Genomic DNA, 26,153 nt, shown 5'->3' with positions numbered 1-26,153 from the left:
TTGTGTCAGAACAGAATCCAGACGGTGACGGCGGTCCCGGCCAGGGCCAGGCCGTAGCAGGTGAGCGCGATGAGCCGGTCCCAGCGTGCGAGTCCCAGGAGTTCCTCGGTGGTGAACCTGATCCGGTGCGCGGCGTGGAAGAGCGCCAGCAGGACCAGGGCCACCAGGGCCAGCCGTACCAGGACGTTTGACAGCAGCGCGGTCAGATCCGGCTCTGCCAGCACCCCGAGCGGGACCAGCACGCCGAGGATCAGGACCAGCGCCGGCAGCGTCATCGCCGACACCACCCCGCCGCCCCCGAACAGCAGCCACAGGTACGGCTCCGCCCGCCGCCGCAGCGGGCTCACGACAGCACCCACAGGATGAGCACCGAGACCGCCAGCCAGGCCGAGTAGTTCCCGCCGGAGATCATGAAGCCGGGCACCCGCCACCCGTCCAGTCGGATCACGGTCGCCTTGGGCGCGAGGTTGAGGAAGGTGACCGAGTGGAAGACGGTCGCCCCCAGCGCGAGCACGTTCACCGCCAGCACCCACGGGCCGGCCGCCCAGGCCCAGAACGCGGGCAGCGCGCCGCCGGCGGCGGCGTCCAGGAGCAGGATCAGGTAGACCACCGACCAGGCCACGAAGAGGCTGGTCAGCTCGCGCAGCACGAACACCAGGTAGGCGCGGCGGCGCAGGAACCAGAGCCGGTCGCGCGGCGGGGAGTAGGTCACGGCCGCCTCCTGGTGAACGGCAGCACGCTGCGCAGCGCGGCCGTCAGCTTGTACCGCTGGATGGCCTCGGCCGGGTCCACGTGCTTGGGGCAGGCCGAGGTGCACTCGCCGACGAAGGTGCACCCCCACACGCCCTCCTCGGCGGAGAGCACGTCGAACCGGTCCCCCATGTCCCGCGAGTCCAGGTTGTAGCGCTGCGCCAGCGCGATCGCGGCCGGCCCGAGGAAGTCGGGGTCCAGCACGTACACCGGGCACGCCGAGTAGCACAGCATGCAGTTGATGCACATCGAGTACTGCTTGTACGCCTCCAGCTGCTCGGGCGTCTGCGCGTACTCGGAGTCGGGCTCCTCCCCCTCCCTGATCAGCCACGGGCTGACCTTGGAGAGGTTGGCCAGGAACGGGTCGATGTCCACCACCAGGTCCCTGATCACCGGGAAGCCGCGCAGCGGCTCCACCGTCACCGGGCCGGTGTAGTCCGTCAGGAAGGTCCCGCAGGTCAGTTTGGGCTCGCCGTTCACGTTCATGCCGCACGAGCCGCAGATGCCCATCCGGCACGACCAGCGGAACGACAGCGTGCCGTCGACGGCGTCCTTGACGTGGTTGAGGGCGTCCAGGATCGCCCAGTCGGCCCGGTCGGGCACCTCGTACTCCTGGAAGACCGGCTCGGCGTCCACGCCCGGCCGGTAGCGGCTGACTCGGAGGATCATCGGCCGTAGACCCTTTCACCAGGGGGCCAGCGGGTGATGGTGACGGGCAGCAGGCTGAGCCGCGGTGTCCCGTCGGGGCCGCGATGGGCCAGGGTGTGCGCGAGGAAGGCGGCGTCGTCGCGGGCCGGGAAGTCGGTGCGCTGGTGGGCGCCGCGCGACTCCTCCCGGTTGAGCGCGGAGGCCACGATGGCCTCGGCCACGTCCAGCATGGAGCCCAGTTCCAGGCCGGCCAGCAGTTCGGTGTTGAAGGCCGCGCTGCGGTCGTCCAGGCGCGCCACCGCCGCCCGCTCCCGCAGGTCGGCGAGGGTCGCGACGGCCTTGTCCAGGGCGTCCCTGTTGCGGTAGATGCCGGCCGCGTCCTCCAGCGTGCGCCGCATCAGCTCGCGCACCTCGGAGATCCGCTCCCGGCCGCCGTCCCGGCCGGCCCGCTCCCGTTCCAGCCGCCGCCGCTCGTCCGCGCCCTGCGACCGCACCGCGCCGCCGTCCGGCCGTTCCGCCTGTACGGCGTACCGCGCCGCCGCCGCCCCAGCCCGCGCCCCGAACACCAGGCACTCGGGCAGCGAGTTGGATCCCAGCCGGTTGGCTCCGTTGATGCTGACGCAGGCGGTCTCCCCGGCCGCGTACAGGCCCTGGACCGGGGTGTCGCCGTCGATGCCGGTGTGGACCCCGCCCATCATGTAGTGGACCACCGGCCGTACCGGGATCAGGTCGGTGACCGGGTCGATCTTCTCGTAGCTGAGGCACAGCTCCCGGACGAACGGGATCCGCGCGTTGATCCTGGCCTCCCCGAGGTGGCGCAGGTCGAGGTAGGTGACCTGCCCGTACGGGGTGTCGACGGTGCGCCCGCGGGCCATCTCGCCGACGAACGCCTGGGAGAGCCGGTCCCGGGGCCCGAGCTCCATGCTGCGGAGCTTGGGCTTGTCGGTGGGCACGCCGAGGTCGTAGTCCTGGAGGTAGCGGTAGCCGTCCTTGTTGATCAGCCAGCCGCCCTCGGCGCGGGCCGCCTCGGTGATGAGGATGCCGGTGAAGGGGAGGCCGGTGGGGTGGTACTGGACGAACTCCATGTCCTTGAGCGGGGCCCCGGCCCGGTAGGCCAGCGCCATGCCGTCGCCGGTCTTGATGGCCGCGTTGGTGGTGAAGGGGAAGACCTGGCCGCAGCCGCCGGTGGCCAGGATGACCGCGCGGCAGGCGATGGTCTCGATCCGGCCGGTCCTGATGTCGATGGCGGTGACGCCGTGCACCCGGCCGCCGTCGGTGACCAGGCGGGTGGCGTACCACTCGTCGTAGCGCTTGATCCCGGCGTACTTGAGGCTGGTCTGGAAGAGGGTGTGCAGCAGGTGGAAGCCGGTCTTGTCGGCCGCGTACCAGGTGCGCAGCTGCTTCATCCCGCCGAACGGCCGGACCGCGACCCGGCCGTCCGGCTCCCTGCTCCACGGGCAGCCCCAGTGTTCGAGGCGGATCAGCTCGCGGGGGGCCTCCCGGACGAACGCCTCCACGGCGTCCTGGTCGCAGAGCCAGTCCCCGCCGGAGATGGTGTCGTACGCGTGCTCGTCGAGGCTGTCGGCCAGGCCGATCACGGCGGCGGCGCCTCCTTCGGCGCTCACGGTGTGGCTGCGCATCGGGTAGACCTTGGAGACGATGGCCACCGTGGCGTCCGGCTCGGTCTCGGCGACCGCGATGGCCGCGCGCAGACCGGCGGCGCCGCCGCCCACGATCAGGACGTCGACCGCGGCGTCCCCCGCCGTGCCCTCAGCAGCCATGGTCCGGGCCGAACTCGTCGACCACCCGGCGCCCGTCGTGACGGGTGGTGTGCACGTGGATGCTGCCGTCGTGGTACTCGTGGCGCATCCGGCGGCAGCCGCAGTCGAAGTAGTCGTCCCGGATCAGGAACCCGTCGCCGTCCTCTTCGACGAAGTGTTCACCACCGCCCTTCCGTCCGCAGGGCGCGAGTAAGTCGGTGAAGGTCGTCCGCGTTCCGGTCATCTTCGCCCTCCTTCCGAGATCAAGGGTGATTTCCACACAAGCACCGCTGTGTCCCTTCGGAAAGGCCAGAACATCCTTTCGGGGTGTTCACAAGCACCCGCGCGGCGGCCATAGGGTCCGAACTGTGAAAGACCTCATCAGCGCGCTCCCGGAAGGCCGGGTCGTCACCGACCCTGACGTGATCGACTCCTACGCCCGCGACCGGACCTTCCTCGGTCCCGGCCAGGCCGTCGGCGCCGTGCTCGCGCGCTCCCGCGAGGAGGTCGTCACCACGCTGAAGTGGGCCAGCGCCCATCGGGTGCCGGTGGTGCCGCGCGGCGCGGGGACGGGCCTGGCGGGCGCGGCCACGGCCACCGAGGGCTGCCTGATCCTGTCGCTGCACCGGATGACCGACATCGTCGAGCTCTCCCCGGAGGACGAGATCGCGGTCGTGCAGCCGGGTGTGATCACCGCCGACCTGGACCGGGCCGCCCGCGCCCACGGCCTCATGTACGCCCCTGACCCCTCCTCCTATGAAATTTCCACCATCGGCGGCAACCTGGCCACCAACGCCGGCGGCCTGCGCTGCGTCAAGTACGGCGTCACCCGCGACTCCGCCCTCGGCCTGGAGGTCGTGCTGGCCGACGGCCGCGTCCTGAACACCGGCCGCCGCACCATGAAGGGCGTCACCGGCTACGACCTGACCGGCCTGTTCGTCGGCTCGGAGGGCACCCTGGGCGTGATCACCGAGGCCACCGTGAAGCTGCGCCGCGCCCCCGCCGAACCGCCCGCCACGATCGCCGCCGAGTTCACCTCGCTGCGGGACGCCGCCGCCGCGGTGGCCGCGATCATCGCCGGCGGCTGCCAGCCGTCCATGCTCGAACTCATCGACCGGGCCACCCTGAAGGCCATCGACGACTGGAAGAACATCGGCCTGGAGGCGGAGACCCAGGCCATGCTGATCGGCCAGTCCGACGCCCCCGACTCGGCGGCCGCGATCGCCCGGATGGGCGAACTGTGCGAGGCGAACGGCGCGACCTTCGCCGCCGTCTCCAGCACCCCGCAGGAGGCCGAGGAGTTGATCGCCGTACGGCGGCTGGCCTACGAGGCGAAGGAACGGCTGGGCGCCTGCCTGGTGGAGGACGTGTGCGTGCCCAGGTCCGCCCTGCCGGAGATGATCTCGGCGGTGGAGGCGGCGGGGGCCCGGCACGACGTGCTGATCTGCACGGTCGCGCACGCGGGGGACGGCAACGTGCACCCAGTCTTCATCTTCGACCGGGGCCTGGCCGAGCCGCCCGAGCAGGTGTGGGCGGCGGCCGACGAGGTGTTCCGAGCGGCGCTGCGGCTGGGCGGCACGCTCACCGGGGAGCACGGCGTGGGCCTGCTGAAACGCCGCTGGCTGGCGCTGGAGGCCGGGCCGGTGGCCGCCGATCTTCAGCACCGGATCAAAGAGGTGTTCGATCCGCTCAACATCCTCAACCCGGGCAAAGCCATCTAAGGTAGCGTTCTGCCACTCTGGTCATGAAATTTCGGGGGTTGTGGTGGAAGGCGATCCGACGCGGCTGGGGCCGTTCGCGATCGTCCGGCGGCTGGGCGAGGGCGGTCAGGGGCTCGTCTTCCTCGGCGAGGGCCCGTCCGGCGAGCAGGTCGCGGTCAAGCTGCTGCACACCCGGCTGACCGCCGACGCCGAGGCCCGCGCCCGGTTCCTGCACGAGGTGGCGCTGGCCCAGCGGGTGGCCCGGTTCTGCACCGCCCCCGTCCTGTACGCCGACCTGGCCGGCAACCAGCCGTACATCGTGAGCGAGTACGTGCCCGGCAAGTCGCTGCGCGAACTCGTGGAGGAGGAGGGCCCGCGCCGGGGCGCGGCGCTGGACCGGCTGGCGATCAGCACGGCCACCGCCCTGGCGGCCATCCACCGGGCGGGCATCACCCACCGGGACTTCAAGCCGGCCAACGTGCTGATGGGCCCCGAGGGGCCCGTCGTGATCGACTTCGGGGTGGCCAAGGCCCTGGACTCCCCGCAGACCACGGGGACCGGGACGACCATGGGCACGCCGTCCTTCCTGGCCCCCGAGCTGATGAGCACGGGGGTGGCCACCGGCGCCTCGGACGTGTTCGCGTGGGGCGTCACGATGGTCTTCGCGGCGACCGGCAGGCCCGCGTTCGGGGCCGACTCGATCCCGCAGGTCATGCACCGCATCCTGACCAGCCCGCCGGACCTGGGCGAGCTGTCCGGGCCGTTACGCGACCTGATCAAGGTCTGCCTGGCCAAGGAGCCGGCGCTGCGGCCCTCGGCCGAGGCGATCGTGGCGCACCTGACCGGCGGGCCCCCCATCGACCTGAGTCCCGTGGAGCCGGAGAAGCCGCGCGCCCGCGGGCGGGTGGTCGCGGCGGCGCTGGCCGTGGCGGCCCTCGCGGTGACCGCGGGGACAGTGGCCGTGATCCGCCCCTTCGACAGGCCCGCGCAAACGCCGGTCGCCGCGCCGCCGGCCGCGCAGCCGCAGGTCTCTCCGCAGCGGCGCCCGTCGGCCACCCGGTCGGCGCGGGTGGAGCCCGCGCCCACGCGCAGCACGGTCGTGCCGGTGAAGCAGCCGATCCCGAGCGAACCGCCGGCGTCCCCGAGCCCCTCTCCCTCGCCCTCCCCCAGTCCTTCGCCCAGCCCGTCGCCGACGCTGAAGCCCGATCCGGTCCCCAACCCCCGCAAACCGCGCGGGCTCTGCGGGGCGGGGTTCACGATCGCCGACACCCATGGCTGGAACGGGAAGGCGACGACGTACCTGATGATCAACGCCTCGAACGGGCGGGCCTGCGTGGTGACCCTGTCCACGTACGTGATGCCGGGCAAGGTCAGGATGGGCGCCATCCTCCAGGTCCAGGGCGGCGCGATCACGCGCGACTGGCGCAGGCACATGACCCACGCGGGGCCGGTCAAGCAGCCCGCGTCCGGCGCCTGCCTGATCTGGGGCGGCGGGTACGGCCAGCAGACCTGGAAGAGCGCCTGGTCCCACTGCGGCGCCGAAGGCTACTGAGCCCCCGGCTGCCGAGACTCTGGGCGCCCGTCACAATGTAGGTCGCGAAAGGGAGGGATCGTGAGCGTGATCACCAGCCGTCTGGACACGTCCGGCGCCGACTACGAGGCTCGCCGGGCGGCCATGCTGGCGAAGCTGGCCGAGCTCACGGCCGAGCAGGACAAGGCGGTCGCGGGCGGCGGCCAGAAGTACGTGGACCGGCACAGGGCCCGCGGCAAACTGCTGGCCAGGGAGCGCGTCGAACTCCTGGTGGACCCCGACTCGCCGTTCCTGGAGCTGTCGCCGCTGGCCGCGTGGGGCAGCGACTTCCCGGTCGGGGCGAGCGTGGTGACCGGCATCGGCGTGATCGAGGGCGTGGAGTGCGTGATCACCGCCAACGATCCGACCGTGCGCGGCGGCGCGTCCAACCCGTGGACGCTGCGCAAGACGCTGCGCGCGGCCGACATCGCCCTGGAGAACCGGCTGCCGCTGGTCAACCTGGTCGAGTCCGGCGGCGCCGACCTGCCGACCCAGAAGGAGATCTTCATCCCGGGCGGGCGGGTGTTCCGGGACCTGACCCGGCTGTCGGCGGCGGGCATCCCCACCATCGCGCTGGTCTTCGGCAACTCCACGGCCGGCGGCGCGTACGTGCCGGGCATGAGCGACCACGTCGTCATGGTGAAGGAACGCGCCAAGGTGTTCCTCGGCGGGCCGCCGCTGGTCAAGATGGCCACCGGCGAGGAGTCCGACGACGAGTCGCTCGGCGGCGCCGAGATGCACGCCCGCGACTCCGGCCTGGCCGACTACCTGGCCGCCGACGAGCACGACGCGCTGCGCATCGGCCGCCAGATCGTGCGCCGCCTGGGCTGGCGCAAGCTGGGCCGCGCCCCGGAGCCGGCCGAGGACCCGCGCTTCGACGAGGACGAGCTGCTCGGCATCGTCCCCGAGGACCTGCGCGTCCCGTTCGACCCGCGCGAGGTGATCGCCCGGATCGTGGACGCCAGCGACTTCGACGAGTTCAAACCCCTGTACGGACCGAGCCTCGTCACCGGCTGGGCCAGACTGCACGGCTACCCGGTCGGCATCCTGGCCAACGCGCAGGGCGTGCTGTTCGGCCCGGAGGCGCAGAAGGCCGCGCAGTTCATCCAGCTGGCCAACCAGTCCCGCACCCCGCTGCTGTTCCTGCAGAACACCACCGGCTACATGGTCGGCAAGGACTACGAGCGTTCCGGGATCATCAAGCACGGCTCGATGATGATCAACGCGGTGGCCAACTCGACGGTCCCGCACATCACGATCGTGCTGGGCGCCTCCTACGGCGCGGGCAACTACGGCATGTGCGGCCGGGCCTACGACCCCCGGTTCCTGTTCGCCTGGCCCAGCGCGAAGTCGGCCGTGATGGGCCCGGCCCAGCTGGCCGGGGTGCTCTCCATCGTGGGCCGGGCGGCGGCCGAGGCGCGCGGCCAGGCGTACGACGAGGAGGCGGACACCGCGATGCGCGCCATGGTGGAGGCCCAGGTCGAGGAGGAGTCGCTGGCGTTCTTCCTGTCCGGCCGCCTCTACGACGACGGGGTGATCGACCCGCGCGACACCCGTACCGTGGTGGGGCTGTGCCTTTCCGCGATCAACAACGCCGCCGAGCCCGCGCCCGCCGGGTTCGGCGTCTTCCGGATGTGAGCCATATGACCGTGCAGAGACTCCTGGTCGCCAATCGGGGCGAGATCGCGCGGCGGGTGTTCCGCACCTGCCGGGACCTGGGCATCGAGACCGTCGCGGTCTTCACCGACGCGGACGCCGCCGCGCCGCACGTGGCCGAGGCCGATCACGCGGTACGGCTCGGCGACGGCGCCCCGATGGCGTACCTGGACATCGGCCTGGTGGTGGAGGCGGCGCGGGTTTCCGGGGCGGACGCCGTACATCCGGGGTACGGGTTCCTGTCGGAGAACGCGGAGTTCGCGCGGGCCGTGCTGGACGCCGGGCTGACCTGGATCGGCCCGCCGCCGGAGGCGATCGCGGCGATGGGCAGCAAAATCGGGGCCAAGGAGCTGATGGCCGAGGCGGGCGTGCCGGTACTGCCCGGGTTCGCCGAGGGCGAGCCGGGGCCCTTCATCGTGAAGGCGTCGGCGGGCGGCGGCGGGCGCGGCATGCGGATCGTGCGCGACCCGGCCGAGCTGCCGGAGGCGCTGGAGTCGGCGCGGCGGGAGGCGGCGGCCGCGTTCGGCGACGGCGAGGTGTTCGTGGAGCGGCTGCTGCCGGACGCGCGCCACATCGAGGTGCAGATCCTGGCCGACGGCCACGGCACGGTCTGGGCGCTGGGCGAGCGGGAGTGCTCGATCCAGCGGCGGCACCAGAAGGTCGTCGAGGAGGCGCCCTCCCCCGCCGTCACCCCGGAGCTGCGCAGGGAGCTGGCCGAGGCGGCGGTCAACGCGGCCAGGGCGATCGGCTACGTGGGCGCGGGCACGGTCGAGTTCCTGCTCGCCGACGGGAGTTTCCACTTCCTGGAGACCAACACCCGCCTCCAGGTGGAGCACCCGGTCACCGAGTCCGTCTACGGCGTGGACCTGGTCCGGCTGCAGATCGAGATCGCCGAGGGCGCGGCCCTGCCGGGGCTGCCGCCGAGCCCGGTCGGCCACGCCATCGAGGTCCGCCTGTACGCGGAGGACCCGGCGCACGACTGGCGGCCGGGCAGCGGCGTGCTGCACCGCTTCGAGATCCCCGGCGTGGACTCGGAGTTCACCGTGAGCGGCCTGCGCCTGGACTCCGGCGTGCGGGACGGCTCGGAGATCGGCACCCACTACGACCCGATGCTGGCCAAGCTGATCAGCTACGCCCCCACCCGCGAGGCCGCCGCCCGCCGGCTGGCCACCGCCCTGGCCAAGGCCCGGATCCACGGCCCGGCCACCAACCGCGACCTGCTGGTCAACGTGCTCCGCCATCCCGAGTTCCGGGCGGGCGCGACCGACACCGGCTTCCTGGAGCGCCACGACGTGACCGGCCCGCTGGGCGGCGACGAGGCCGTGCGGCTGTCCGCGCTGGCCGCCGCGCTGGCCAAGGCCGCCGCCAACCGGGCCGCCGCCAAGGCCCGGGGAGTCCTGGGCGGCCTGCCCAGCGGCTGGCGCAACGTCCCGTCCAAGCCGCAGCGCACCGAGTACGCCGAGCAGACCATCACCTACCGCCTCACCCGGGACGGCCTCCAGTCGCTCCCCGGCGTCGCCCTGGTCAGCGCGGAACCCGGCCATGTCGTGCTGGACGTCTCGGGCGTACGGCACAGCTTCGCGGTGGCCGCCCACCCCGGCGCGACCTACGTCGACTCCGCCCTCGGCCCGGTCCGCCTCACCCCCGTGGACCGGCTGCCGGAACCCGTCGGGAAGGCCGCTCCCGGCTCGCTGCCCGCCCCCATGCCGGGCACGGTGCTGCGGGTGGAGGTGAAGGCCGGCGACCCGGTGAGCCAGGGCCAGCCGGTCGTGGTGCTGGAGGCCATGAAGATGGAACATCGAATCCTCGCGCCCGCGGAGGGCGTCGTGGCGGAGCTGAACGTCGCCCCCGGCGACCACGTCGAGGGCGGGACCGTGCTCGCGGTCATCCAGAAGGGCGAGTAGCGCATGGAAAGTGTGGTTCACCTGGCGGTCGGCCGGGGTGTGGCGACCGTCACGCTCGACTCGCCGCGCAACCGCAACGCCCTGTCCCGGCAGCTGATCGAGGAGCTGTCCGGCCGGCTGGAGGCCGCCACCGCCGACGAGGACGTACGGGCGGTGCTGCTGACCCACACCGGCTCGGTCTTCTGCGCGGGCGCCGACCTGGGCGAGGCCGCCGCCGAGGGCATGGACGCGGGCAGCCGCCGCCTGATCGACCTGCTCACGCTGATCGTGGAGCTGCCCAAACCGGTGGTGGCGAAGGTGACGGGGAAGGCGCGGGCGGGCGGTCTGGGCCTGCTCGGCGCGTGCGACGTCGTGCTCGCCGACGACGGGGGCGACTACGCCTTCACCGAGGCCAGGCTGGGCCTGAGCCCGGCGATGATCTCCCTCACCCTGCTGCCCCGGCTGGACCCGCGGGCCGCCGGGCGCTATTTCGTCACCGGCGAGACGTTCGGCGCGGCGGAGGCGGAGCGCATCGGCCTGCTCACCCGGGCGGTACCGGCCGCGGAGCTGGACGCGGCGGTGGAGACCGTGCTCGCGGGCCTGCGCGCGGGCTCGCCGCAGGGGCTGGCCGAGTCCAAGCGCCTGGTGACCGAGCCGGTCCGGCGCGCCCTGGCCGAGCGCGGCGCGGAGATGGCGGCCCGGTCGGCGCGGCTGTTCTCCTCGCCCGAGGCCCGCGAGGGCATGAGCGCGTTCCTGCAGAAACGACCGCCGTCCTGGGCCGTCCAGTGAGTGCGCCGCTGCGGATCGCCAACTGCTCAGGTTTCTACGGCGACCGGCTCTCGGCGGCGCGGGAGATGGTGGAGGGCGGCCCGATCGACGTCCTCACCGGCGACTGGCTGGCCGAGCTGACCATGCTGATCCTGGCCGGGAACCAGCTGAAGGGCCGTCCCGGCTACGCGCCGACCTTCCTGACGCAGCTGGAGCAGGTGCTGGGGCAGTGCCAGGAGCGCGGCATCAGGATCGTCTCCAACGCGGGCGGGCTGGACCCCGCGGGGTGCGCGCGGGCCGTCGCCGACCTGGCCACCCGGCTGGGCCTGCACGGCCTGCGCATCGCGCACGTGACCGGCGACGACGTACGCGCGCAGGCCGAGCCGGGGACGGTCACGGCCAACGCGTACCTGGGGGGCAGGCCGATCGCGGCGGCGCTGGCGGCCGGAGCGGACGTGGTGGTCACCGGGCGGGTCACCGACGCGGCCCTGGTCACCGGCCCCGGCATGTGGCGGCACGGCTGGGGCTCCGGCGACCTGGACGCGCTGGCCGGTTCGGTGGTCGCCGGGCACGTGATCGAGTGCGGCTGCCAGGCGACCGGCGGCAACTACGCCTTCTTCGAGGAGGTGCCCGACCTGGCCCACTGCGGCTTCCCGATCGCGGAGCTGCACGCCGACGGCTCGGCCGTGATCACCAAGCATCCCGGCACCGGCGGCCTGGTCAGCGTCGGCACGGTCACCGCGCAACTGCTGTACGAGATCTCCTCCCCGCGCTACCCGGGCCCCGACGTGACCGCCCGCTTCGACACCATCCAGCTCACCCAGCAGGCCCCCGACCGGGTCCTGATCTCCGGCGTCACCGGGGAGCCGCCCCCGGAGACGCTCAAGGTCGCGGTCAACCGCCTGGGCGGCTACCGCAACACCATGACGCTCGTGCTCACCGGCCTGGACCTGGCCGAGAAGGCCCGGCTGGCCGAGGAGGCGGTCTGGGCGCGCGTCCCGAAGGAGTCCTTCGAGCGGACCCACGTGGACCTGACCCCGCTGGACGCGGGGACGGCGCTGCTCCGGATCACCGTCATGGACCAGGACAGGAAGCGGGCCGGGCGGGCGTTCTCCTCGGCGGTCGTGGAGACCGGCCTGGCCTCCTACCCGGGCCTGTACGGCCTCACCCCGCCCGGCGACGCCTCCGCGTACGGCGTCTACACGCCGTCGTCGATCTCCCGCGACCAGGTGCGCGTACGGGTGTGCCTGGACGGCCGGGAGATCCCCGTGCCGGACGCCGACCCTCCGCGCCCCCAGCCGGAGCCTCCCCACGTGTCGGACGGGCTGCCGTACGGCACCCACGTGGGGCCCTGGACCTCGGCCGGGCTCCCCCTGCCGGCGGCGGAACTGCCGGAGGAGATCGTCCCGCTGGGCCGGATCGCCGGCGCGCGCTCCGGCGACAAGGGCGGCGACGCCAACCTGGGCGTCTGGGTGCGCACTCCGGAGGAGTACGCCTGGCTGTCGGACTTCCTGACCGTGGAACGGCTGCGCGACCTGCTCCCCGAGGTCCGCGACCTGCCCGTGGAGCGCTTCGTCCTGCCCAACCTGCTGGCCCTCAACTTCGTCGTGTCCGGCCTGCTCGGCCTCGGCGTCGCCGCCAGCCCCCGCCTCGACCCGCAGGCGAAAGCCCTGGGTGAACGCCTTCGCTCCGCAATGGTCCCTTCGCCCGGTTTGTAGCTGGGAGTTCCCTGAAGGACATACCGGGGAAACATGAGCCGCCCTACAATTGCCCGCAATTGCGGCAATTGTTCGGGGAAGGGCGTCGTCATGCGACTCCGATTTCTTGGCTCCACCTCCGAGGCGGGAGCGTGCCCCTCGCTCTACGAGACCGACCGCGGCACCATCGTCGTCCAGGGTCTTGAACTGGTGGACGGCGAGGCGCGGGCCGATCTGCGGCACGTGCTCGACGGCGAGACCGCCGTGGAGGTCCCCAGGGAGCTCTTGGTGGAGATCGCCAGGCGGGTCCTCGGCTGAGCGAGGAGTTGATCGGACCGTTAGGGAGTTCCCTATGGTCTGGGCGACGGTCACCCGTCTACCTTTGAGCGCACTGAGGCCGGAGGTTAGTGGTGAGCGGGTTCCAGCAGGCGCGGATCGATCTCGGCTTGCAGCTTCGGCAATTGCGGGAGACCGCGCACCTGTCGGGCAAGGATCTGGCCGAACGGCTCGGCTGGCAGCCGTCCAAGGTGTCCAGGATCGAGAACGCCCGGCAGACCGCGACCGAGGACGACGTGGTGGTCTGGGCCCAGGCCGTACGGGCGGAACCGGCCGTGGTGGACGGGCTGATCCAGCAGGCGGTCGGGCTGCTGGAGCGGCAGGACTCCTGGCGTGGCCGGCACAAGAGCGGACTCGCCGCCCTCCAGGAGGACATTCGCGACCTTGAGTCACGAACCCGACTGTTCCGGGCGTTCGAGCCGGGGGTCGTCGTCGGCCTGCTCCAGACCGCCGAGTACGCCCGCCACATCTTCGCCAAGGTCCGCCGCCTCTACGACGCCACCGACGACGTGGACGCCGCCATCCGCGTCCGCATGCAGCGCCAGGAGATCCTGTACGACCCCGCGCGCACGTTCCGCTTCATCATCCCCGAGTCGGTGCTCTACTACCGCCTCGCGCCGGTGGACGTGATGCGCGGCCAGATCGACCGGCTGCTGGCCGTCACCACCCTGCCCAACGTCGAGTTCGGCATCGTGCCGTTCACCGCCCCGCTGCCCTCGGCCCTGCTCAACTCCTTCTGGATCTACAACGACGCGCTGGTCGGCGTGCCCACCAGGACCAAGGACATCCTGTTCCGCGACCCCGACGACATCGCCTTCTACGCCCGCGCCTTCGACGAGTTCGTCGAGGTCGCCTCCTTCCGGGAGGAGGCACGGTCGATCCTGGTACGGGCCGCCGACGAGTACGCGAAACAATCGCTGGATTAGCCCACACAATTGCTTGCTCAGTAGAAGTCAGCCGTGCAATCCTTTTCCCTTAACCGGGAGGTGATTGTGCAATGCTGGACACAATGTCCTGCCTTGAGCGGTTCGCTGCCGCGACCAGAGAGCACATCGATCTCTCGGTCCGGGTGATGACCGCGTCCCCGCCCCGGGTGCAGGTCCGCAACAGGTTCAGCGACAACCTGACCGAGACGGTCACCTGCACCGAGCGCGGCGCCTTCATCACCTCCTGGGGCTACCGGCTCGGCACGGTGGACTCGGTCGAGGACGCGGCCGCGCGCCTGGCCTACCTGATGGCCGCGCTGCCCGCGTAGTCGCGGGCCATCCGCTCCAGATTCACCAGGAACCGCCGGACGTCGTCGTCGCCGTGCTGCACCGACACCGTCCACTGCTCGCACTTGCCCCACGGCGGCAGGAACACCCCGCCGTTGTGCTGGTAGAGCCAGTGTGCCTGCCCCCACTGGTCGGGGTAGTCCAGGAAGTCCCGGTAGTCGCGCAGCGGCCGGTCGTGGAAGATGACCGCGCCCTTGGCCCCGAACGACTGCACGTAGCCGGGCAGGCCGTGCGCCCGCAGGATGCCGGTCGCTCCCTCCGACATGACCGCCCGCAGCCGGTCGAAGTGCCGGTAGGCGGCGTCGTCCAGCACGTCCAGCAGCGTGGCCCTGGCCGCCGCCATGGTCAGCGGGTTGCCGTTGAAGGTGCCCACCTGCTCGTACACGCCCTCCGCGATCAGGCCCATCAGCTCGCGGGTGCCGCCGATGGCGCCGCAGGGCAGGCCGCCGCCGAGCGCCTTGGCCAGGCAGATCAGGTCGGGCGTCACGCCGAGCAGTTCGCCGGCCCCGCCGGGGGACACGGCCAGGCCGGTCTTGACCTCGTCGAAGGCCAGGTAGGCGCCGTACCGGTGGAGCAGCGCCTTGAGGGCGCCGAGGTAGCCGTCCGGCGGCGGGATGAGCCCGATGTTCATCATGATCGGCTCGACGATCATGCCGGCGATCTCGCCCGGGTTCTCGATCAGCACCCGCTCGACCGCCTCCAGGTCGCCGAACGGGACCACGACCGTCAGCCGGGCCAGGTCGGACGGCACGGCCATGCCCTGCCGTACCGAGCGCGGCCGGTACGAGGGCCCGGCGTCCTCGGCGGACGGGTAGACCGAGACCTGCACCGAGTCGTGGTGGCCGTGGTAGCTGCCCTCCACCTTGATGATCTTCGTACGGCCGGTGGCCACCCGCATCAGGTGCACCGCGTCCATGGTGGCCTCGGTGCCCGAGTTGCCGAACCGCCACATGGGCAGCCCGAACCGGCGGGCCAGCGCCCGCGCGACCACGACCGCGTCCTCGGTCGGCTGGGCGAAGTGGGTGCCCTTGCGCACCCGGGCGGCGACCGCGTCCACGATGGCCGGGTGGGCGTGCCCGACCAGGCCGACGCCGAAGCCGCCGTGCAGGTCCACGTAGGAGGTGCCGTCCACGTCGACGAGACGGGAGCCGGCGCCGTGCGAGATCCACACCGCGCCGGGCGGGGCGTCCTGCCAGTTGGAGGCGACGCCTCCGGGCAGCACGTCGGCGCAGTCCCTGCGGATGCGCCGGGACTCGCCCGTGCGGGCCAGGAAGACCGCTTCCTGGTCCTCGATCAGACTGTCCAGCCTTGCCAAGCTGTCCGGGCGAACCAGGGGTTCGCTGACGACAGACATTTCAGATCCTCTCGGGAAGGGCCGGGGCTCGGCCCGTGAGATACGCGGTCGCCATGGTGGCGATCCACTGGTAGGTGACGTCCTCGTCCTCGGCGAACGGGCCCGGCCGGTAGCCGCGCGAGCTGACACCGCGCTGCACGCCCTCGCAGGCCGACCAGTCCTGCCGGTTGGTGACGTCCCAGAAGTCCACGGCGTACGCGACGTCCGTGGTCCCCGGCGGGAACAGCCACTGGCAGGTGACCCTGGTACGGCCGGCGCTGACGGGTTCCAGCACGTGCGTCATGACGTAGTCGGGGTGCATGCTGAGCAGCAGGTTGGGGAAGAGCTGCACGTACTCGACGACGCGCAGCCGCTCGCCGGTGATGCCGGGCAGCGGTCCCGCCGCGGAGGAGCCGTCCATGGACATGGTCTGCGCGCCGTCCACCAGGTCCATCCGCCCGCCGGCCCACAGGCCCTCCGGCCGGTAGTTGTCGCCGCTGTCGGGCGGGGAGACCCGGCACAGCTCGGGGTGGATGGCCGGGCAGTGGTAGCACTCGTGGTAGTTCTCCACGGCGAGCTTCCAGTTGGCGTTCAGCTCGTACTCGTGGGAGGCGGCGACCTCCAGGGCGGCCATGCCGTACGGGGCGACGATCTCCTCCAGGCCGGCCAGGTAGTCGCCGATCGGGGGCGCGTCGCCGGAGGCGTTCACGAAGACGAACCCGTGCCACTCGACCACCGGGACCGGCACAAGACCCAGCTTGGGCGGCTCGGCCCGGGGGATCTTGTGCAGGTCGCCGCGCAGGTCGTACACCCAGTTGTGGTACGGGCAGGCGATGAACCGGCCGGTCGCGCTGGAGCCGCACGGCAGCAGCTCGTGGCCGCGGTGGCGGCAGACGTTGTAGAAGCCGCGCAGCGTGCCGTCGCCGTCCCGGACCAGCAGCACCGAGTCGTCGCCGACGGCCACCGCCATCCGGGACCGCGGCGCCAGCGTGGTGGCCCGGCCCGCGCACACCCAGCCGCCGCCGAAGACCACCCGGCGCTCCCAGTCCAGCACCTCGTCGCTGGTGTACGCCTCCCGCGGCAGCATCATGCCCGGCGGCTCCAGGCAGGCCCGGACGGCGTCGAGATCGAGCGGAGCCTGCGTCATCGCCACCACTTCCTGTCCTTGAGAACACGCCTGCCGCACAGATATCCGGCGATCCCGGTCACCCCGCCGCCCCCGTGGGTGGCGGACGAGCACTGGTAGAGGCCCTTCACGGGCGTGGTGTAGTCGGCGAAGCCCGGGGCGGGCCGCAGGTGGAAGAGCTGGTCCGGGGAGAGCTCGCCGTGGAAGATGTTGCCGCCGACCAGGCCGTACTCCTCGGCCATCTGGTGCGGGCCGATCACCTGGCGGTGCAGGACGGAGGCCTTGAAGCCCGGGGCCAGCTGGTCGTAGCCCTCGATCACGCGGTCGGCGTAGGCGTCCAGCTCCTCGGTGTGCGGCTCGTCCGCCCAGGTGTGCGGGACCCACTGGGTGAACATCGACATGATGTGGGTGCCCTCGGGGCAGAGCGTGCGGTCCAGGGTGGAGGGGATCACGCTGTCGGCGAAGGGGGCGGCGGCCGGGCGTCCCGCGCGGGCGTCCTGGAAGGCCCGCTCGACGTACTCGATGGAGTGGCAGAGCTCGACGGAGCCGCTGAGCTGCTCCTCGGTCAGGCCGGGGCTGGCGGTGAAGGTGGGCAGCTCGGAGAGGGCCACGTTGATCTTGACGACGCCGCTGCGGGAGCGCCAGCGCTCGATGTCGGCGACGAAGTCGTCCGGGAGGTCCGCGCGGTCGAGCTGCTCCAGGAAGGTGATCCTCGGGTGGGTGGCGGCGACCACCGTACCGGCCCGGAACTCGCGGCCGTCGCGGAGCGCGACGCCGGTGACCCGGCCGCCCGACACCAGGATGCGCTCGACCGGGGCGTCGGTGAGCACGGTCGCCCCGAACGCCTCCGCCGAGGCGCGGATGGCGGCGCTGACCGCCCCCATGCCGCCGACCGGGTAACCCCAGCTGCCCATCTTGCCGTCGCCGACGTCGCCGATGGTGTGGTGCATCATCACGTACGCGGTGCCGGGCTCGGCCGGACCGGCCCAGGTGCCGATCACCCCGTTGATCGCCATCATGCCCTTCACCTCGGGCGACTCGAACCACTCGTCGAGCAGGTCGGAGACCGACATGGTGAACAGGCGTACGGCGTCGGCGGTGCCCCGGGTGGACAGGCCGCGCATGCCCCAGGCCAGCCGGAGCTGGGCCAGCAGGTCGCCGGGGCGGGTGGAGCCGACGTTGGGCGGGGTCTTCATCAGCAGCGGGGAGAGCACGTCGCCGATGCCACGCAGCCACGCCTCGTACTTCGGCATGTTCTCGGCGTCCTTCTTGCTGAAGGCGGCGAGCTGGGCGTGCTCGTGGGCGGGGTCGCCGGTCTCGGTGAGCAGGGAGCGGCCGTCGGGGAAGGGCACGAAACTGGGGCCCATCGGGATGACCCGGTAGCCGTGCTGGGTCAGGCGGAGGTCGTTGAGGATCGTGGGGGGCATGAGGCTCATCACGTACGAGAGCGCGGTCACCTTGAAGTCGGGACCCCAGGGCGTTTCGGTCGTGGCCGCTCCCCCGGTGACGGAGCGGGCCTCCAGGACGAGCGGCTTGAGGCCCGCCCGCGCGAGGTACGCGGCCGTGACGAGCCCGTTGTGCCCGCCGCCGATGACGATGGCGTCGTAGTTCTGCTTCAGGTCGGACTTCACGTCGGCCTTCAGGTCGGTCTGCTTCAGGTCGGTCTGCTTCAGGTCCACTGCGAGAACCCCTTCTGCGCGGCGTTACGACCCGGAAAACTTGTGTCCGCAAGCCTTGTGGCCTTTGGTCCTCAGCGACAGACTAACTGGGCAACCAGTCAGTCTGGCAAGAGGTGATTTGGGTTCCAGAAGAGAGACCGCCATGCCCCCCTCGATAGATAGACGCAAGTTCCTGCTGGTCAGCGCCCTGGCGAGCGTGTCAGCCGCCTGCGCCTCCGAACGGCCGAGAAGACCCTCCGCCGCCTCCGCGGTTCCGCTCAGCCGTACGGACTCGCCGGCCGCGTTACCCCTCCACGACGACATCCCGATGATCGCCAACGGCCTGTCGCCCGAAAAGGGCGGCACGCTGAAGCTGCTCAACTACGCGGAGTACATCTCCCCCGATGTCGTGAAAAAATTCGGCAAAGAGCACGGGGTCGAGGTGGAGATCACCACCTTCACCACGCAGGAGGAGGCGATCGCCAAACTCCGCACCGCGGGGGCCGCCTTCGACGTGTGGTTCCCCACCCCCGACGTGATCGCCAAGGCGGCGGTGGGCAAGCTGCTCCAGCCGCTCAACAAGACGTACCTCCCCAACCTGGGCAACGCCTGGCCGCAGCTGCAGAACCCGTTCTACGACGAGGGCGCGCGGTACTCCGCGCCGTACAACGCGTACACGACCGGGATCGGCTACCGGGCCGACAAGGTCAAGGACGCCACCGGGTACGACCTGCTGTGGAATCCGGCGTACAAGGGCAAGGCGTACCTGATCGACGACCCGCGTGAGGCGCTGTCGCTGGCGATGCTGAAGAACGGGTCCCTCGAGATCAACACCGAGGACCCGGCCAAGATCGCGCAGGCGGGGGCCTGGCTGACCGAGCTGGTCGGCCTGATGAGCATCAAGCTCGGGATCACCGCGTACCAGTACGTGCCCGAGGGGCAGGCCACCGTGCACCACTGCTGGTCCGGCGACATGATCAACGCGCAGTCGTACCTGCCGAAGGGCGTGGACGCCGACGTGCTCGGCTACTGGTACCCGAGCGACACCACGGGCGTGGTGGGCACCGACTCGGTGGCCGTCCCGCGCACGGCGACCAAGCCCGTGCTGGCGCACATGCTCATCAACCACCTGCTGGACAACGCGGTGGCCCAGGAGAACTTCTCCTACACCGGCTACCAGCCGGCGCTGACCGCGATCACGCCGGAGAAGATGGTCACCGACGAGTTCGTCACCGAGCAGCTCAAGACCGCCATCGTCACCCCGGACGTGTACGCGCGCAGCCAGCAGATCTTCCAGATCAGCCCGGCCGCCGAGGCGCTCTGGAACGACGCGTGGGCCACGTTCAAGGCTGGTCAGTGACGCGTCGGGGCCGCACCGGGCTGTGGGCGGCGCTGGCCGCCCCCGGCACGCTGTGGATCGTGGCGCTGTTCGCGGTGCCGTTCTACGCGGTCGCCGCCGTGGCCTTCGGGTACACCGACCCGGTGTTCAACTCGCCCGTGCCCGAGTGGGACCCGCGCTACTGGGACTTCACCGCGTTCAACGAGATCGTGCGGCGGTCGGTCTCCGGCGACCTGCGGCCGGTGTTCCTGCGCACCCTGCTCTACGTGCTGCTGGCGCTGGCGGTCTGCATGCTGGTGGGCTACCCGGTGGCGTACTACCTGGCCAGGCACGCCGGCAGGCGGCGGGGGCTGCTGCTGGCGCTGATCCTGACGCCGTGGTGGGTCAACTACATCACCCGCATGCTGGCCTGGCTCAACCTGCTGCAGGACGACGGGTACGTCAACGACCTGCTGCTGCTCACCCGCCTGGTGGACGAGCCGGTGCGGTGGCTGTCGGGCAACCCGGTGACGGTGGTGCTGGCCCTCGTCTACGGGTACATCCCGTTCTTCATCGTGCCGTTGTTCTCCTCGCTGGACCGGATCGACGAGCGGCTGCTGGAGGCCGCCCGCGACCTGGGCTGCTCGGGGCGGACGGCCTTCTGGCACGTCACGCTGCCGCTGTCCCGGTCCGGGCTGATGACGGCGGGTGCGGTCACGGCGCTGCCCATGTTCGGGGACTACTACACGAACACGCTGGTGTCGGGCTCCCCCACCACCACGATGGTGGCCAACCAGATCGAGTTCTACCTGCTGGGCGGCAACCGCAAGGAGCTGGGCGCGTCGCTGGTGCTGCTCATGTCGGCGCTGCTGATGGTGCTGATGGCGTACTACCTGGTGGCCTCCCGCCGGGCCGAGGAGGTGGCCGCGTGAGACGGCGTCCGATCTTTCTGGCCACCCTGACCTGGGCGTACGTGATCTGGTCGCTGGTGCCGGTGCTGGTGGCGATCCAGTTCTCCTTCAACGACGGCAAGTCGCGCAGCGCCTGGCAGGGGTTCTCCACGCAGTGGTACTTCGGCGGGTCGGGGTCGGTGGCCGAGGATCCGTCGCTGCGGCTCGCGCTGGTCAACAGCCTCATCCTGGCCGTGCTGACCACGCTGGTCGCGACCCCGCTCGGGGTGGCGATGGCGCTCGGCCTGGCCCGCTGGAAGGGCAGGACCAGCCGGGTCGCCAACGGGCTGATGCTGCTGCCGCTGGCCACGCCCGAGATCGTCATGGGCAGCGCGCTGTACCTGGTGTTCACGAACCTGTACCTGTTCGTGCCGCTGGGGCTGCCGGCGCAGGTGCTCGGGCACGTGACGTTCTCGGTGTCGTACGTGGTGGTGATCGTACGGTCGCGGCTGGCGTCGATCGGGCAGGACTACGAGGACGCCGCGCGCGACCTGGGGTGCAGCAGGCTGCAGGCGCTCCGGCTGATCCTGCTGCCGCTGCTGGCCCCGGCCGTCTTCGCGGGAGCGATGATCGTCTTCGCCTCCTCGATGGACGACTTCGTGATCTCCGCCTTCCTGTCGCCCGACGCGTCCTCGGCCACCGTGCCGATCAAGCTGTACACGGCGGTCAGGAACGCCCCCACCCCCGCGCTCAACGCCCTCGCCACGCTCCTGGTGGCCGGCTCCGCCCTGGCCCTGATCCTGGCCTGGCTGGTGCTGCGCCGCCGTACGGGCACCAAGGCACTGGAGGAGATGGCCTCGTTCTAGAATTCTGAGATCACCCCCCGGACGTATGGGGGTGCCAGGTGAGCTGGTTCACGCGGGAGATCGTCGAGGCGGGCAAGCTCCGGCTGTTCTGCTTCTTCGTGGCGTTCATCCTCGCGTTCCTGTTCATCCGGTTCAGCGTGCGCATGATCAGGGCCCAGGTGTCCTGGTGGCCCGGCAACATCACGCCCGGCGGCACCCACATCCACCACGTCGTCTTCGGCCTGGTCCTGATGTGCCTGGGCGGCATCAGCGGCCTGGCCGTCACCGACAGCCGCTCCTGGACGGCCGCCGCGCTCGCGATGGTCTTCGGCGTGGGCACCGCCCTGGTCCTGGACGAGTTCGCCCTGGTCCTGCGCCTGGAGGACGTCTACTGGGCGGAGGAGGGCCGCCTGTCGGTGGACGCCGTCTTCGTCGCCGCCGCGCTCTGCGGCCTGGCCCTGCTCGGCGTCAGCCCGTTCGAGATCAGCGACGCCTTCACCGAGGAGCAGAACGGCGACCTGCTCTCCCACGGCGAGGTCGTGCTGCTCGTCGCCGTGAACGTGCTGTTCGCCGCGCTCACCCTGCTCAAGGGCAAGGTCTGGACCGGCCTGCTCGGCATCTACCTGACCCCGCTGGCCCTGATCGGCGCGGTCCGCCTGGCCCGCCCCGGCTCCCCGTGGGCGCGCTGGCGCTACCTCCGCAAACCCCGCAAGCTGGCCAGGGCACACCGCCGCGAACGCCACCTCCGCGAACCGGCGGCCCGGCTCATGCGCGCCCTCCAGGACTTCCTGGCCGGGCGTCCCTCGATGTGAACGCCGCCGCGGCGGCCCAGCAGGCCACGGGGATCACCGGCAGCACGTAACGGTGGTCGAAGTCCAGCACCGCGACCGGCGCGACCAGCAGGATCATCGCCGCCGAGAACGGCAGCGCCGCGACCCTCGGCCGCCGCACCGCCGCGTACGCCCCCGCGAGCAGGATCACCGCGATCACCGGGCCGCGCAGGTAGGCGGGGTACTGGTAAGCGACCAGGAACCCGGCGAAGGGCTCCACGCTGCCGATCCCCCGGATGTCGGAGTAGCGCCCGGCGGCTTCGCGGACGAGCGGCTGGTCGGGCAGGGTCCTGACGCCCTGGGCGAACCCGAAGGCGGGGGTGACCCGGGCGGGATGCGGGACGGGCGTCCAGGCGAAGGTGAGCGCGGTGTCCCGGAGCACGTCGCGGAGGTAGTCGAGAGGCTGCGCGGCGATGGCGCGCAGGGCGAAGTCCCGGGCGAGGGCGTTGTGGGCGAAACGCCCGCCGGGGAGGCGGTTGATGGCGGCGTCCGGGTCCCAGACGTACTCGGACGCGGCGTCCTGGACGGCCTCGGTCGGGCAGAGGCGGGCCTGGTCCGGCGGGGGCTGGATGACGCGGCAGTCGGCGAAGGTCATCGTCCTGGCCCAGAGGGCGACCCCGTCGGCGCCGCTCAGGGCGAAACGGCCGTGGTGGGCGTGGTACCAGGTCGCGTACAGGGCGAGGGGGATGGTCGCGGCCAGGGTGAAGGCGAGGCAGGCGCGGGGGGCGGCGGCGTACCAGGAGGAAGAGCAGGACGGGGAGGATGAGCGGGACCGCCACCGTGCGGGTCAGGCAGGCCAGGGCGAGCAACAGCCCGGCCGCGAGGGGGACGCGATCGGCCAGGGCGAGGGCGGCGACGATCAGGAAGATGAACAGGGTGTCGGAGAGCACGGCGTGTTCGAGGCGCAGGAACGACGCGTCGAACAGCACGGGGACGGCCGCCAGGGAAGCGCCCCAGGCGGGCAGCCGGTGTCGGCGCAGGGACAGGTAGACGACCAGGCCGGTGGCCAGGCCGAGCGCGTGCTGGACCGCCGCCACCGCCGTGACGCTGGAGAAGGGCGCGAGCAGGCGGAGGAACAGCGGGTAGCCGACCGGGTGGAAGGTGGCGGACGGGCGCAGGTCGTGGGCGGTGTCCAGGTAGGTGAAGGAGTCGTACCAGTACAGCTGGGCGGGCGGGAAGCCGAGCATGGTGACCACCCGGAGGGCGGCGGCGGCCAGCAGGATCGCAACGAACAGCCGATGATGGGATGACCGGACTTTTATCGGGAGCGTGCGGCGGACCTCGGTGAGCATGGGAGATCAGTCCTTGGCGGCCGGGCACGCGTCGACGGCGTCGGTCTGGGAGGGTCCGACGTAGAACTGGAGCGGACCATGAGTAGGAGCCGGCGCGTCCATCGGCGCCAGGCCGTCCGGAGGGACCGGAGCGCGCCCTCGTCCCAGACCTCCAGCTCCTCGCGGAGCCGTACGGCCAGGGCCGAGCGGCGGGACTCGCCCCGGCGCTGGTTGGCCAGGACGCGGCGGGCGACGCCGTACAGCCAGAGGCGGGCCTGCGGTCCCGGCGGGACCTCGTCGATGCGCCGCCACGCGGTGGTGAAGGTCTCCGCGATCGCATCGGACGCGTCATCCGGCGATTCGGTACGGCGGCGCACGTACGCCAGCAGATCCGGATAGTGCGCGAGGTAGATCTCCTCGAACCGCTGTCTGAGGCCCACATCGCACCCTTCCGGAGGTGACACTTCATTCCTACACATGTCCGGAAAAGTGCGTGTGTTTCAGGTCAGACGATCACCTGGCGGACGCCCCGGCGTTCCAGGGAGCGGCTGATGATGAGGCGCTGGATCTCGCTGGTGCCCTCCCAGATCCGGTCCACCCGCAGTTCCCGCAGGAAGCGTTCGGCCACGTTGGTCCGGATGTATCCCCGGCCGCCGAAGGTCTGCACCGCGCGGTCGGCGCAGCGGTAGGCGGCCTCGCTGGCGAAGAGCTTGGCCAGGGACGCCTTCGCGTGCACGATCTTCCGGTCCGCCCCGGAGTCGGCCAGCGCGGCCACCTCGTACACGAGCAGCCGGGCCGCGGCGGCGTCGGCGGCCGAGTCCGCCAGCGGGAACGCGACTCCCTGGTGCTCGATCAGCCGGGCTCCGCCCTGCTCCCGCCCGCCAGCCCAGGCGACCGCCTCCTCCAAGAGCCGCCCCATGGCCGCGACGCAGTGCACGGCGATGCCCAGGCGCTCCTCTACGAACCAGTTCTGCTGGAGCGCGTCGGCCTGCCCGAGCCCGCCCAGCACCGCGTCCGCCGGCACCCGTACGTCGGTCAGCCGGACGGTCGGGTGCCCGTGCGGGAAGGTGTGCGTGAACAGCGGCTCGTCCACGAACTCCACGCCCTCGGCGTCCGCGTCCACGATGAACAGCGTCGGCCCGTGGCCCTCCACCACCGCCACCACGATGTGGGCCGCCGCCACGTCGCCGCTCGTCACGAACCACTTCTCGCCGTTCAGCACCCACTCGCCGCCGTCCCGGACCGCGGTCGTGGCGATACCGGACGGATCGGAGCCCGCGTGCTCCTCGGTGACCGCGTAGGACAGCCACGCCTCCCCCCGGACGGCCGGGCGCAGATACCGGTCGATCTGCTCGGGCGTCCCCGCCGCCATCACGTTGTACGCGTCCGGGACCCACCACCACAGGCCGTTGGTGTTGCGGCCGAGCTGCTCGTGCACCACCACGTAGTCGACCGAGGACCAGCCCTGGCCGCCGTACTCGCGCGCGTGCCGGCCCCCGTTGAGCCGGGCGGCCACGGCGGCCTTCATGATCTCCTGAATGTCCTGCTGGGGCAGCCGTCCCCCGGCCCGCTCGGCCGCCTCCTCCCGCGGAATCAGCACCTCGTCCACGAACGCCCTGGCCCGCTCCCCCAACTCGACCTGCTCCGCCGTCAGCCGAACCAGCGACATACCGCAACTCCTTAACTGATTGGTCACCCAGTCAAATCGCCAAGGAGTGGGGCTGTCAAGAGGGTGACATGCCTGCCCGTCACCCGCGACGACGCCTCCTATCGCCTGCTGAACACCGTCTCGGGGCGCTCTTCCTTGACCCCGTCCACGATGATGTCGACGAACTCGTTATAGAACGCCACGTAACCCTTGATCGGGGCGGCGGCCGGAATTGGGGCGTGGTACGCCCACGCCACGTCGGCGGGCACGCCCTCGACGGGCTCCCGCAGCGACCAGTACGACGCCTCCCCCTTGTACGGGCACCGCGTACTGCTGTCGGTCGGCTCCAGCAGCGAGAAGTCCACGTCATTGGGCGGCACGTAGTAGCGCGTCGGCAGCCCGGTCTCGTAGAGCAGCACCGGGGCGCGCGTGTCGGCGACCACCCGGCCGCCGATCTCGACCCGTACGTGCCGGGAGCTGGGAATCGGGTCCACCCGCTTGTAGGGGTCGCGAGGATGCACGAAGATCTCCTCCTCTTCCTCGTACCAGTGGTCCAGGACCGGCGTCGCGTGGCGGAACCACGCGATCGTCAGGTGCCCGGGCAGCTCCGGATGCGCGAACGCAGCGTCGGCGATCGTCTCCCCGTCGACGGTCAGGTCGAAGTGGCCGGGCCGGCTTTCGGCGGGTGTGAACAGGTCGGCGCGTACGTCCTCGATCGGGAACGCGTAGTGCGGGACCGGGTGGGTGGGGCCCCACACCAGCAGCGGGGCCTTGCTGTCGACGACCGTGGTGCCGCCCTTGACGCCGCGCACCCAGCGCCGGCTGGGCTCCCAGTTGAACGTTCCGTCGTATGACATCTCAGACCTCCGCGAGTTCCGCCACGTACGTCCGGCCTTCGCGCCGCCACCTGATCGGGCGGCCGAAGACCTGAGGTAGTCCTTGGTTCTTCGCCTTGTCCCACAGTAACGAGGGCTCGTAGCCGGTGCCGTCGTCCATGGTGACCGAGTCGACCTTGGTCGGCGGTGAGGGTGAGTCCGACTTGCGGGCGCGGCCGCGCTTGGCTGTCACCACCGGCTGGGTAGTCTGCGTGCTCTGGGTGGGCTGAGTGGGCGTGCTCTGGGTGATGGTCCCGATGCCGTCGGCGGCGTGCAGGGCTGTCCGAGCCCGTGACGCCCATGAACACGCGTCGGGG

Annotated in this window: 27 protein-coding genes; 14 read left to right on the top strand and 13 right to left on the bottom strand. The window is 71.5% G+C overall.

Going from position 1 to position 26,153, the window contains the following annotated elements; genetic code table 11:
- Nucleotides 1–5: 5 nt before the first annotated feature.
- The 5 genes from frdD to Aph01nite_RS11880 are packed head-to-tail and all read right to left on the bottom strand — an operon-like array spanning nucleotide 6 to nucleotide 3,402.
- Nucleotides 6–347 carry a fumarate reductase subunit FrdD gene (frdD, locus tag Aph01nite_RS11900; protein ID WP_204040875.1) on the bottom strand — a complete coding sequence of 114 codons (342 nt, stop codon included), beginning with the start codon at nucleotides 345–347 and terminating at the stop codon, nucleotides 6–8.
- On the bottom strand, nucleotides 344–712 hold the full coding sequence (locus Aph01nite_RS11895) for a succinate dehydrogenase/fumarate reductase transmembrane subunit (RefSeq protein ID WP_204040874.1): 369 nt from the start codon (nucleotides 710–712) through the stop codon (nucleotides 344–346). Before Aph01nite_RS11895 ends, frdD begins: the two co-directional genes overlap by 4 nt.
- Nucleotides 709–1,419, bottom strand: a complete 711-nt coding sequence (gene sdhB / locus Aph01nite_RS11890; protein ID WP_204040873.1) for a succinate dehydrogenase iron-sulfur subunit — start codon at nucleotides 1,417–1,419, stop codon at nucleotides 709–711. Before sdhB ends, Aph01nite_RS11895 begins: the two co-directional genes overlap by 4 nt.
- Complete coding sequence (gene frdA / locus Aph01nite_RS11885) at nucleotides 1,416–3,179, bottom strand: fumarate reductase (quinol) flavoprotein subunit (RefSeq protein ID WP_204040872.1); 1,764 nt, start codon at nucleotides 3,177–3,179, stop codon at nucleotides 1,416–1,418. The genes sdhB and frdA overlap by 4 nt, the downstream gene beginning before the upstream one ends.
- Complete coding sequence (locus tag Aph01nite_RS11880) at nucleotides 3,169–3,402, bottom strand: hypothetical protein (protein WP_204040871.1); 234 nt, start codon at nucleotides 3,400–3,402, stop codon at nucleotides 3,169–3,171. The genes frdA and Aph01nite_RS11880 overlap by 11 nt, the downstream gene beginning before the upstream one ends.
- A gap of 124 nt (nucleotides 3,403–3,526) precedes the next feature.
- Here Aph01nite_RS11880 and Aph01nite_RS11875 point away from each other — a divergent pair, with 124 nt between their 5' ends.
- From Aph01nite_RS11875 to Aph01nite_RS11835, 9 genes are all read left to right on the top strand, one after another.
- Entirely contained in the window at nucleotides 3,527–4,879 is a 1,353-nt protein-coding gene (locus Aph01nite_RS11875) for an FAD-binding oxidoreductase (RefSeq protein WP_239161605.1), read from the top strand.
- A 43-nt stretch (nucleotides 4,880–4,922) separates the two neighbouring features.
- Entirely contained in the window at nucleotides 4,923–6,410 is a 1,488-nt protein-coding gene (locus Aph01nite_RS11870; protein ID WP_204040870.1) for a serine/threonine-protein kinase, read from the top strand.
- 60 nt (nucleotides 6,411–6,470) lie between these two features.
- Entirely contained in the window at nucleotides 6,471–8,066 is a 1,596-nt protein-coding gene (locus Aph01nite_RS11865; protein ID WP_204040869.1) for an acyl-CoA carboxylase subunit beta, read from the top strand.
- Between the two features lie 5 nt (nucleotides 8,067–8,071).
- The gene (locus Aph01nite_RS11860; RefSeq protein ID WP_204040868.1) at nucleotides 8,072–9,988 is read left to right on the top strand and encodes an ATP-binding protein; all 1,917 of its coding nucleotides are present in this window, start codon (nucleotides 8,072–8,074) and stop codon (nucleotides 9,986–9,988) included.
- Nucleotides 9,989–9,991: 3 nt separating this feature from the next.
- Nucleotides 9,992–10,756 carry an enoyl-CoA hydratase family protein gene (locus Aph01nite_RS11855; protein WP_204040867.1) on the top strand — a complete coding sequence of 255 codons (765 nt, stop codon included), beginning with the start codon at nucleotides 9,992–9,994 and terminating at the stop codon, nucleotides 10,754–10,756.
- A complete protein-coding gene (locus Aph01nite_RS11850; RefSeq protein ID WP_204040866.1) occupies nucleotides 10,753–12,453 on the top strand; it encodes an acyclic terpene utilization AtuA family protein in 1,701 nt (566 codons plus the stop codon). Before Aph01nite_RS11855 ends, Aph01nite_RS11850 begins: the two co-directional genes overlap by 4 nt.
- Nucleotides 12,454–12,543: 90 nt before the next feature.
- Nucleotides 12,544–12,750, top strand: coding sequence for a hypothetical protein (locus Aph01nite_RS11845; protein ID WP_204040865.1), 207 nt, complete (start codon nucleotides 12,544–12,546; stop codon nucleotides 12,748–12,750).
- Nucleotides 12,751–12,842: 92 nt separating this feature from the next.
- The gene (locus Aph01nite_RS11840) at nucleotides 12,843–13,694 is read left to right on the top strand and encodes a helix-turn-helix domain-containing protein (protein WP_204040864.1); all 852 of its coding nucleotides are present in this window, start codon (nucleotides 12,843–12,845) and stop codon (nucleotides 13,692–13,694) included.
- 71 nt (nucleotides 13,695–13,765) lie between these two features.
- Entirely contained in the window at nucleotides 13,766–14,023 is a 258-nt protein-coding gene (locus Aph01nite_RS11835) for a hypothetical protein (protein ID WP_204040863.1), read from the top strand.
- Here the strand turns inward: Aph01nite_RS11835 and Aph01nite_RS11830 are convergent.
- The 3 genes from Aph01nite_RS11830 to Aph01nite_RS11820 are packed head-to-tail and all read right to left on the bottom strand — an operon-like array spanning nucleotide 13,996 to nucleotide 18,180.
- Nucleotides 13,996–15,396 (bottom strand): aspartate aminotransferase family protein, encoded by a 1,401-nt coding sequence (locus Aph01nite_RS11830; protein WP_204040862.1) that lies wholly within the window; start codon nucleotides 15,394–15,396, stop codon nucleotides 13,996–13,998. The genes Aph01nite_RS11835 and Aph01nite_RS11830 overlap by 28 nt on opposite strands.
- 1 nt (nucleotide 15,397) lies before the next feature.
- A complete protein-coding gene (locus Aph01nite_RS11825) occupies nucleotides 15,398–16,522 on the bottom strand; it encodes an aromatic ring-hydroxylating oxygenase subunit alpha (protein WP_204040861.1) in 1,125 nt (374 codons plus the stop codon).
- Nucleotides 16,519–18,180: a phytoene desaturase family protein gene (locus tag Aph01nite_RS11820; protein WP_204040860.1), complete on the bottom strand. Its 1,662-nt coding sequence runs from the start codon at nucleotides 18,178–18,180 to the stop codon at nucleotides 16,519–16,521. Before Aph01nite_RS11820 ends, Aph01nite_RS11825 begins: the two co-directional genes overlap by 4 nt.
- Nucleotides 18,181–18,322: 142 nt before the next feature.
- Here Aph01nite_RS11820 and Aph01nite_RS11815 point away from each other — a divergent pair, with 142 nt between their 5' ends.
- Genes Aph01nite_RS11815 through Aph01nite_RS11800 form a run of 4 tightly spaced genes read left to right on the top strand, consistent with a single transcriptional unit; the run spans nucleotide 18,323 to nucleotide 22,024 of the window.
- A complete protein-coding gene (locus Aph01nite_RS11815) occupies nucleotides 18,323–19,519 on the top strand; it encodes a polyamine ABC transporter substrate-binding protein (RefSeq protein ID WP_204040859.1) in 1,197 nt (398 codons plus the stop codon).
- On the top strand, nucleotides 19,516–20,409 hold the full coding sequence (locus Aph01nite_RS11810; RefSeq protein WP_204040858.1) for an ABC transporter permease: 894 nt from the start codon (nucleotides 19,516–19,518) through the stop codon (nucleotides 20,407–20,409). The genes Aph01nite_RS11815 and Aph01nite_RS11810 overlap by 4 nt, the downstream gene beginning before the upstream one ends.
- A complete protein-coding gene (locus Aph01nite_RS11805) occupies nucleotides 20,406–21,233 on the top strand; it encodes an ABC transporter permease (protein ID WP_204040857.1) in 828 nt (275 codons plus the stop codon). Before Aph01nite_RS11810 ends, Aph01nite_RS11805 begins: the two co-directional genes overlap by 4 nt.
- A gap of 38 nt (nucleotides 21,234–21,271) precedes the next feature.
- Nucleotides 21,272–22,024: a hypothetical protein gene (locus Aph01nite_RS11800; protein ID WP_204040856.1), complete on the top strand. Its 753-nt coding sequence runs from the start codon at nucleotides 21,272–21,274 to the stop codon at nucleotides 22,022–22,024.
- Here Aph01nite_RS11800 and Aph01nite_RS11795 read toward each other — a convergent pair.
- A complete protein-coding gene (locus tag Aph01nite_RS11795) occupies nucleotides 21,978–22,637 on the bottom strand; it encodes a hypothetical protein (protein WP_204040855.1) in 660 nt (219 codons plus the stop codon). The genes Aph01nite_RS11800 and Aph01nite_RS11795 overlap by 47 nt on opposite strands.
- Between Aph01nite_RS11795 and Aph01nite_RS11790 the strand changes: the two genes are divergently transcribed.
- Nucleotides 22,612–23,292: a hypothetical protein gene (locus Aph01nite_RS11790; protein WP_204040854.1), complete on the top strand. Its 681-nt coding sequence runs from the start codon at nucleotides 22,612–22,614 to the stop codon at nucleotides 23,290–23,292. The genes Aph01nite_RS11795 and Aph01nite_RS11790 overlap by 26 nt on opposite strands.
- A gap of 8 nt (nucleotides 23,293–23,300) precedes the next feature.
- On the opposite strand, the gene Aph01nite_RS11785 is transcribed toward Aph01nite_RS11790, so the two are convergent.
- The 4 genes from Aph01nite_RS11785 to Aph01nite_RS11770 all read right to left on the bottom strand — a co-directional run bounded on the left by Aph01nite_RS11785 (nucleotide 23,301) and on the right by Aph01nite_RS11770 (nucleotide 26,029).
- A complete protein-coding gene (locus Aph01nite_RS11785; protein ID WP_239161604.1) occupies nucleotides 23,301–23,753 on the bottom strand; it encodes an RNA polymerase sigma factor in 453 nt (150 codons plus the stop codon).
- Between the two features lie 65 nt (nucleotides 23,754–23,818).
- Nucleotides 23,819–24,982, bottom strand: a complete 1,164-nt coding sequence (locus Aph01nite_RS11780; protein WP_204040852.1) for an acyl-CoA dehydrogenase family protein — start codon at nucleotides 24,980–24,982, stop codon at nucleotides 23,819–23,821.
- A gap of 98 nt (nucleotides 24,983–25,080) precedes the next feature.
- The gene (locus Aph01nite_RS11775) at nucleotides 25,081–25,818 is read right to left on the bottom strand and encodes a DUF427 domain-containing protein (protein WP_204040851.1); all 738 of its coding nucleotides are present in this window, start codon (nucleotides 25,816–25,818) and stop codon (nucleotides 25,081–25,083) included.
- 1 nt (nucleotide 25,819) lies between these two features.
- Entirely contained in the window at nucleotides 25,820–26,029 is a 210-nt protein-coding gene (locus Aph01nite_RS11770; protein ID WP_204040850.1) for a hypothetical protein, read from the bottom strand.
- Between the last annotated feature and the right edge of the window lie 124 nt (nucleotides 26,030–26,153).

The organism is Acrocarpospora phusangensis (genome assembly GCF_016862995.1).
GTDB classification, from domain to species: Bacteria; Actinomycetota; Actinomycetes; order Streptosporangiales; family Streptosporangiaceae; genus Acrocarpospora; species Acrocarpospora phusangensis.
The sequence above is the reverse complement of the archived record's forward strand: the minus strand, read 5'-3'. Positions and strand labels throughout refer to the sequence as shown.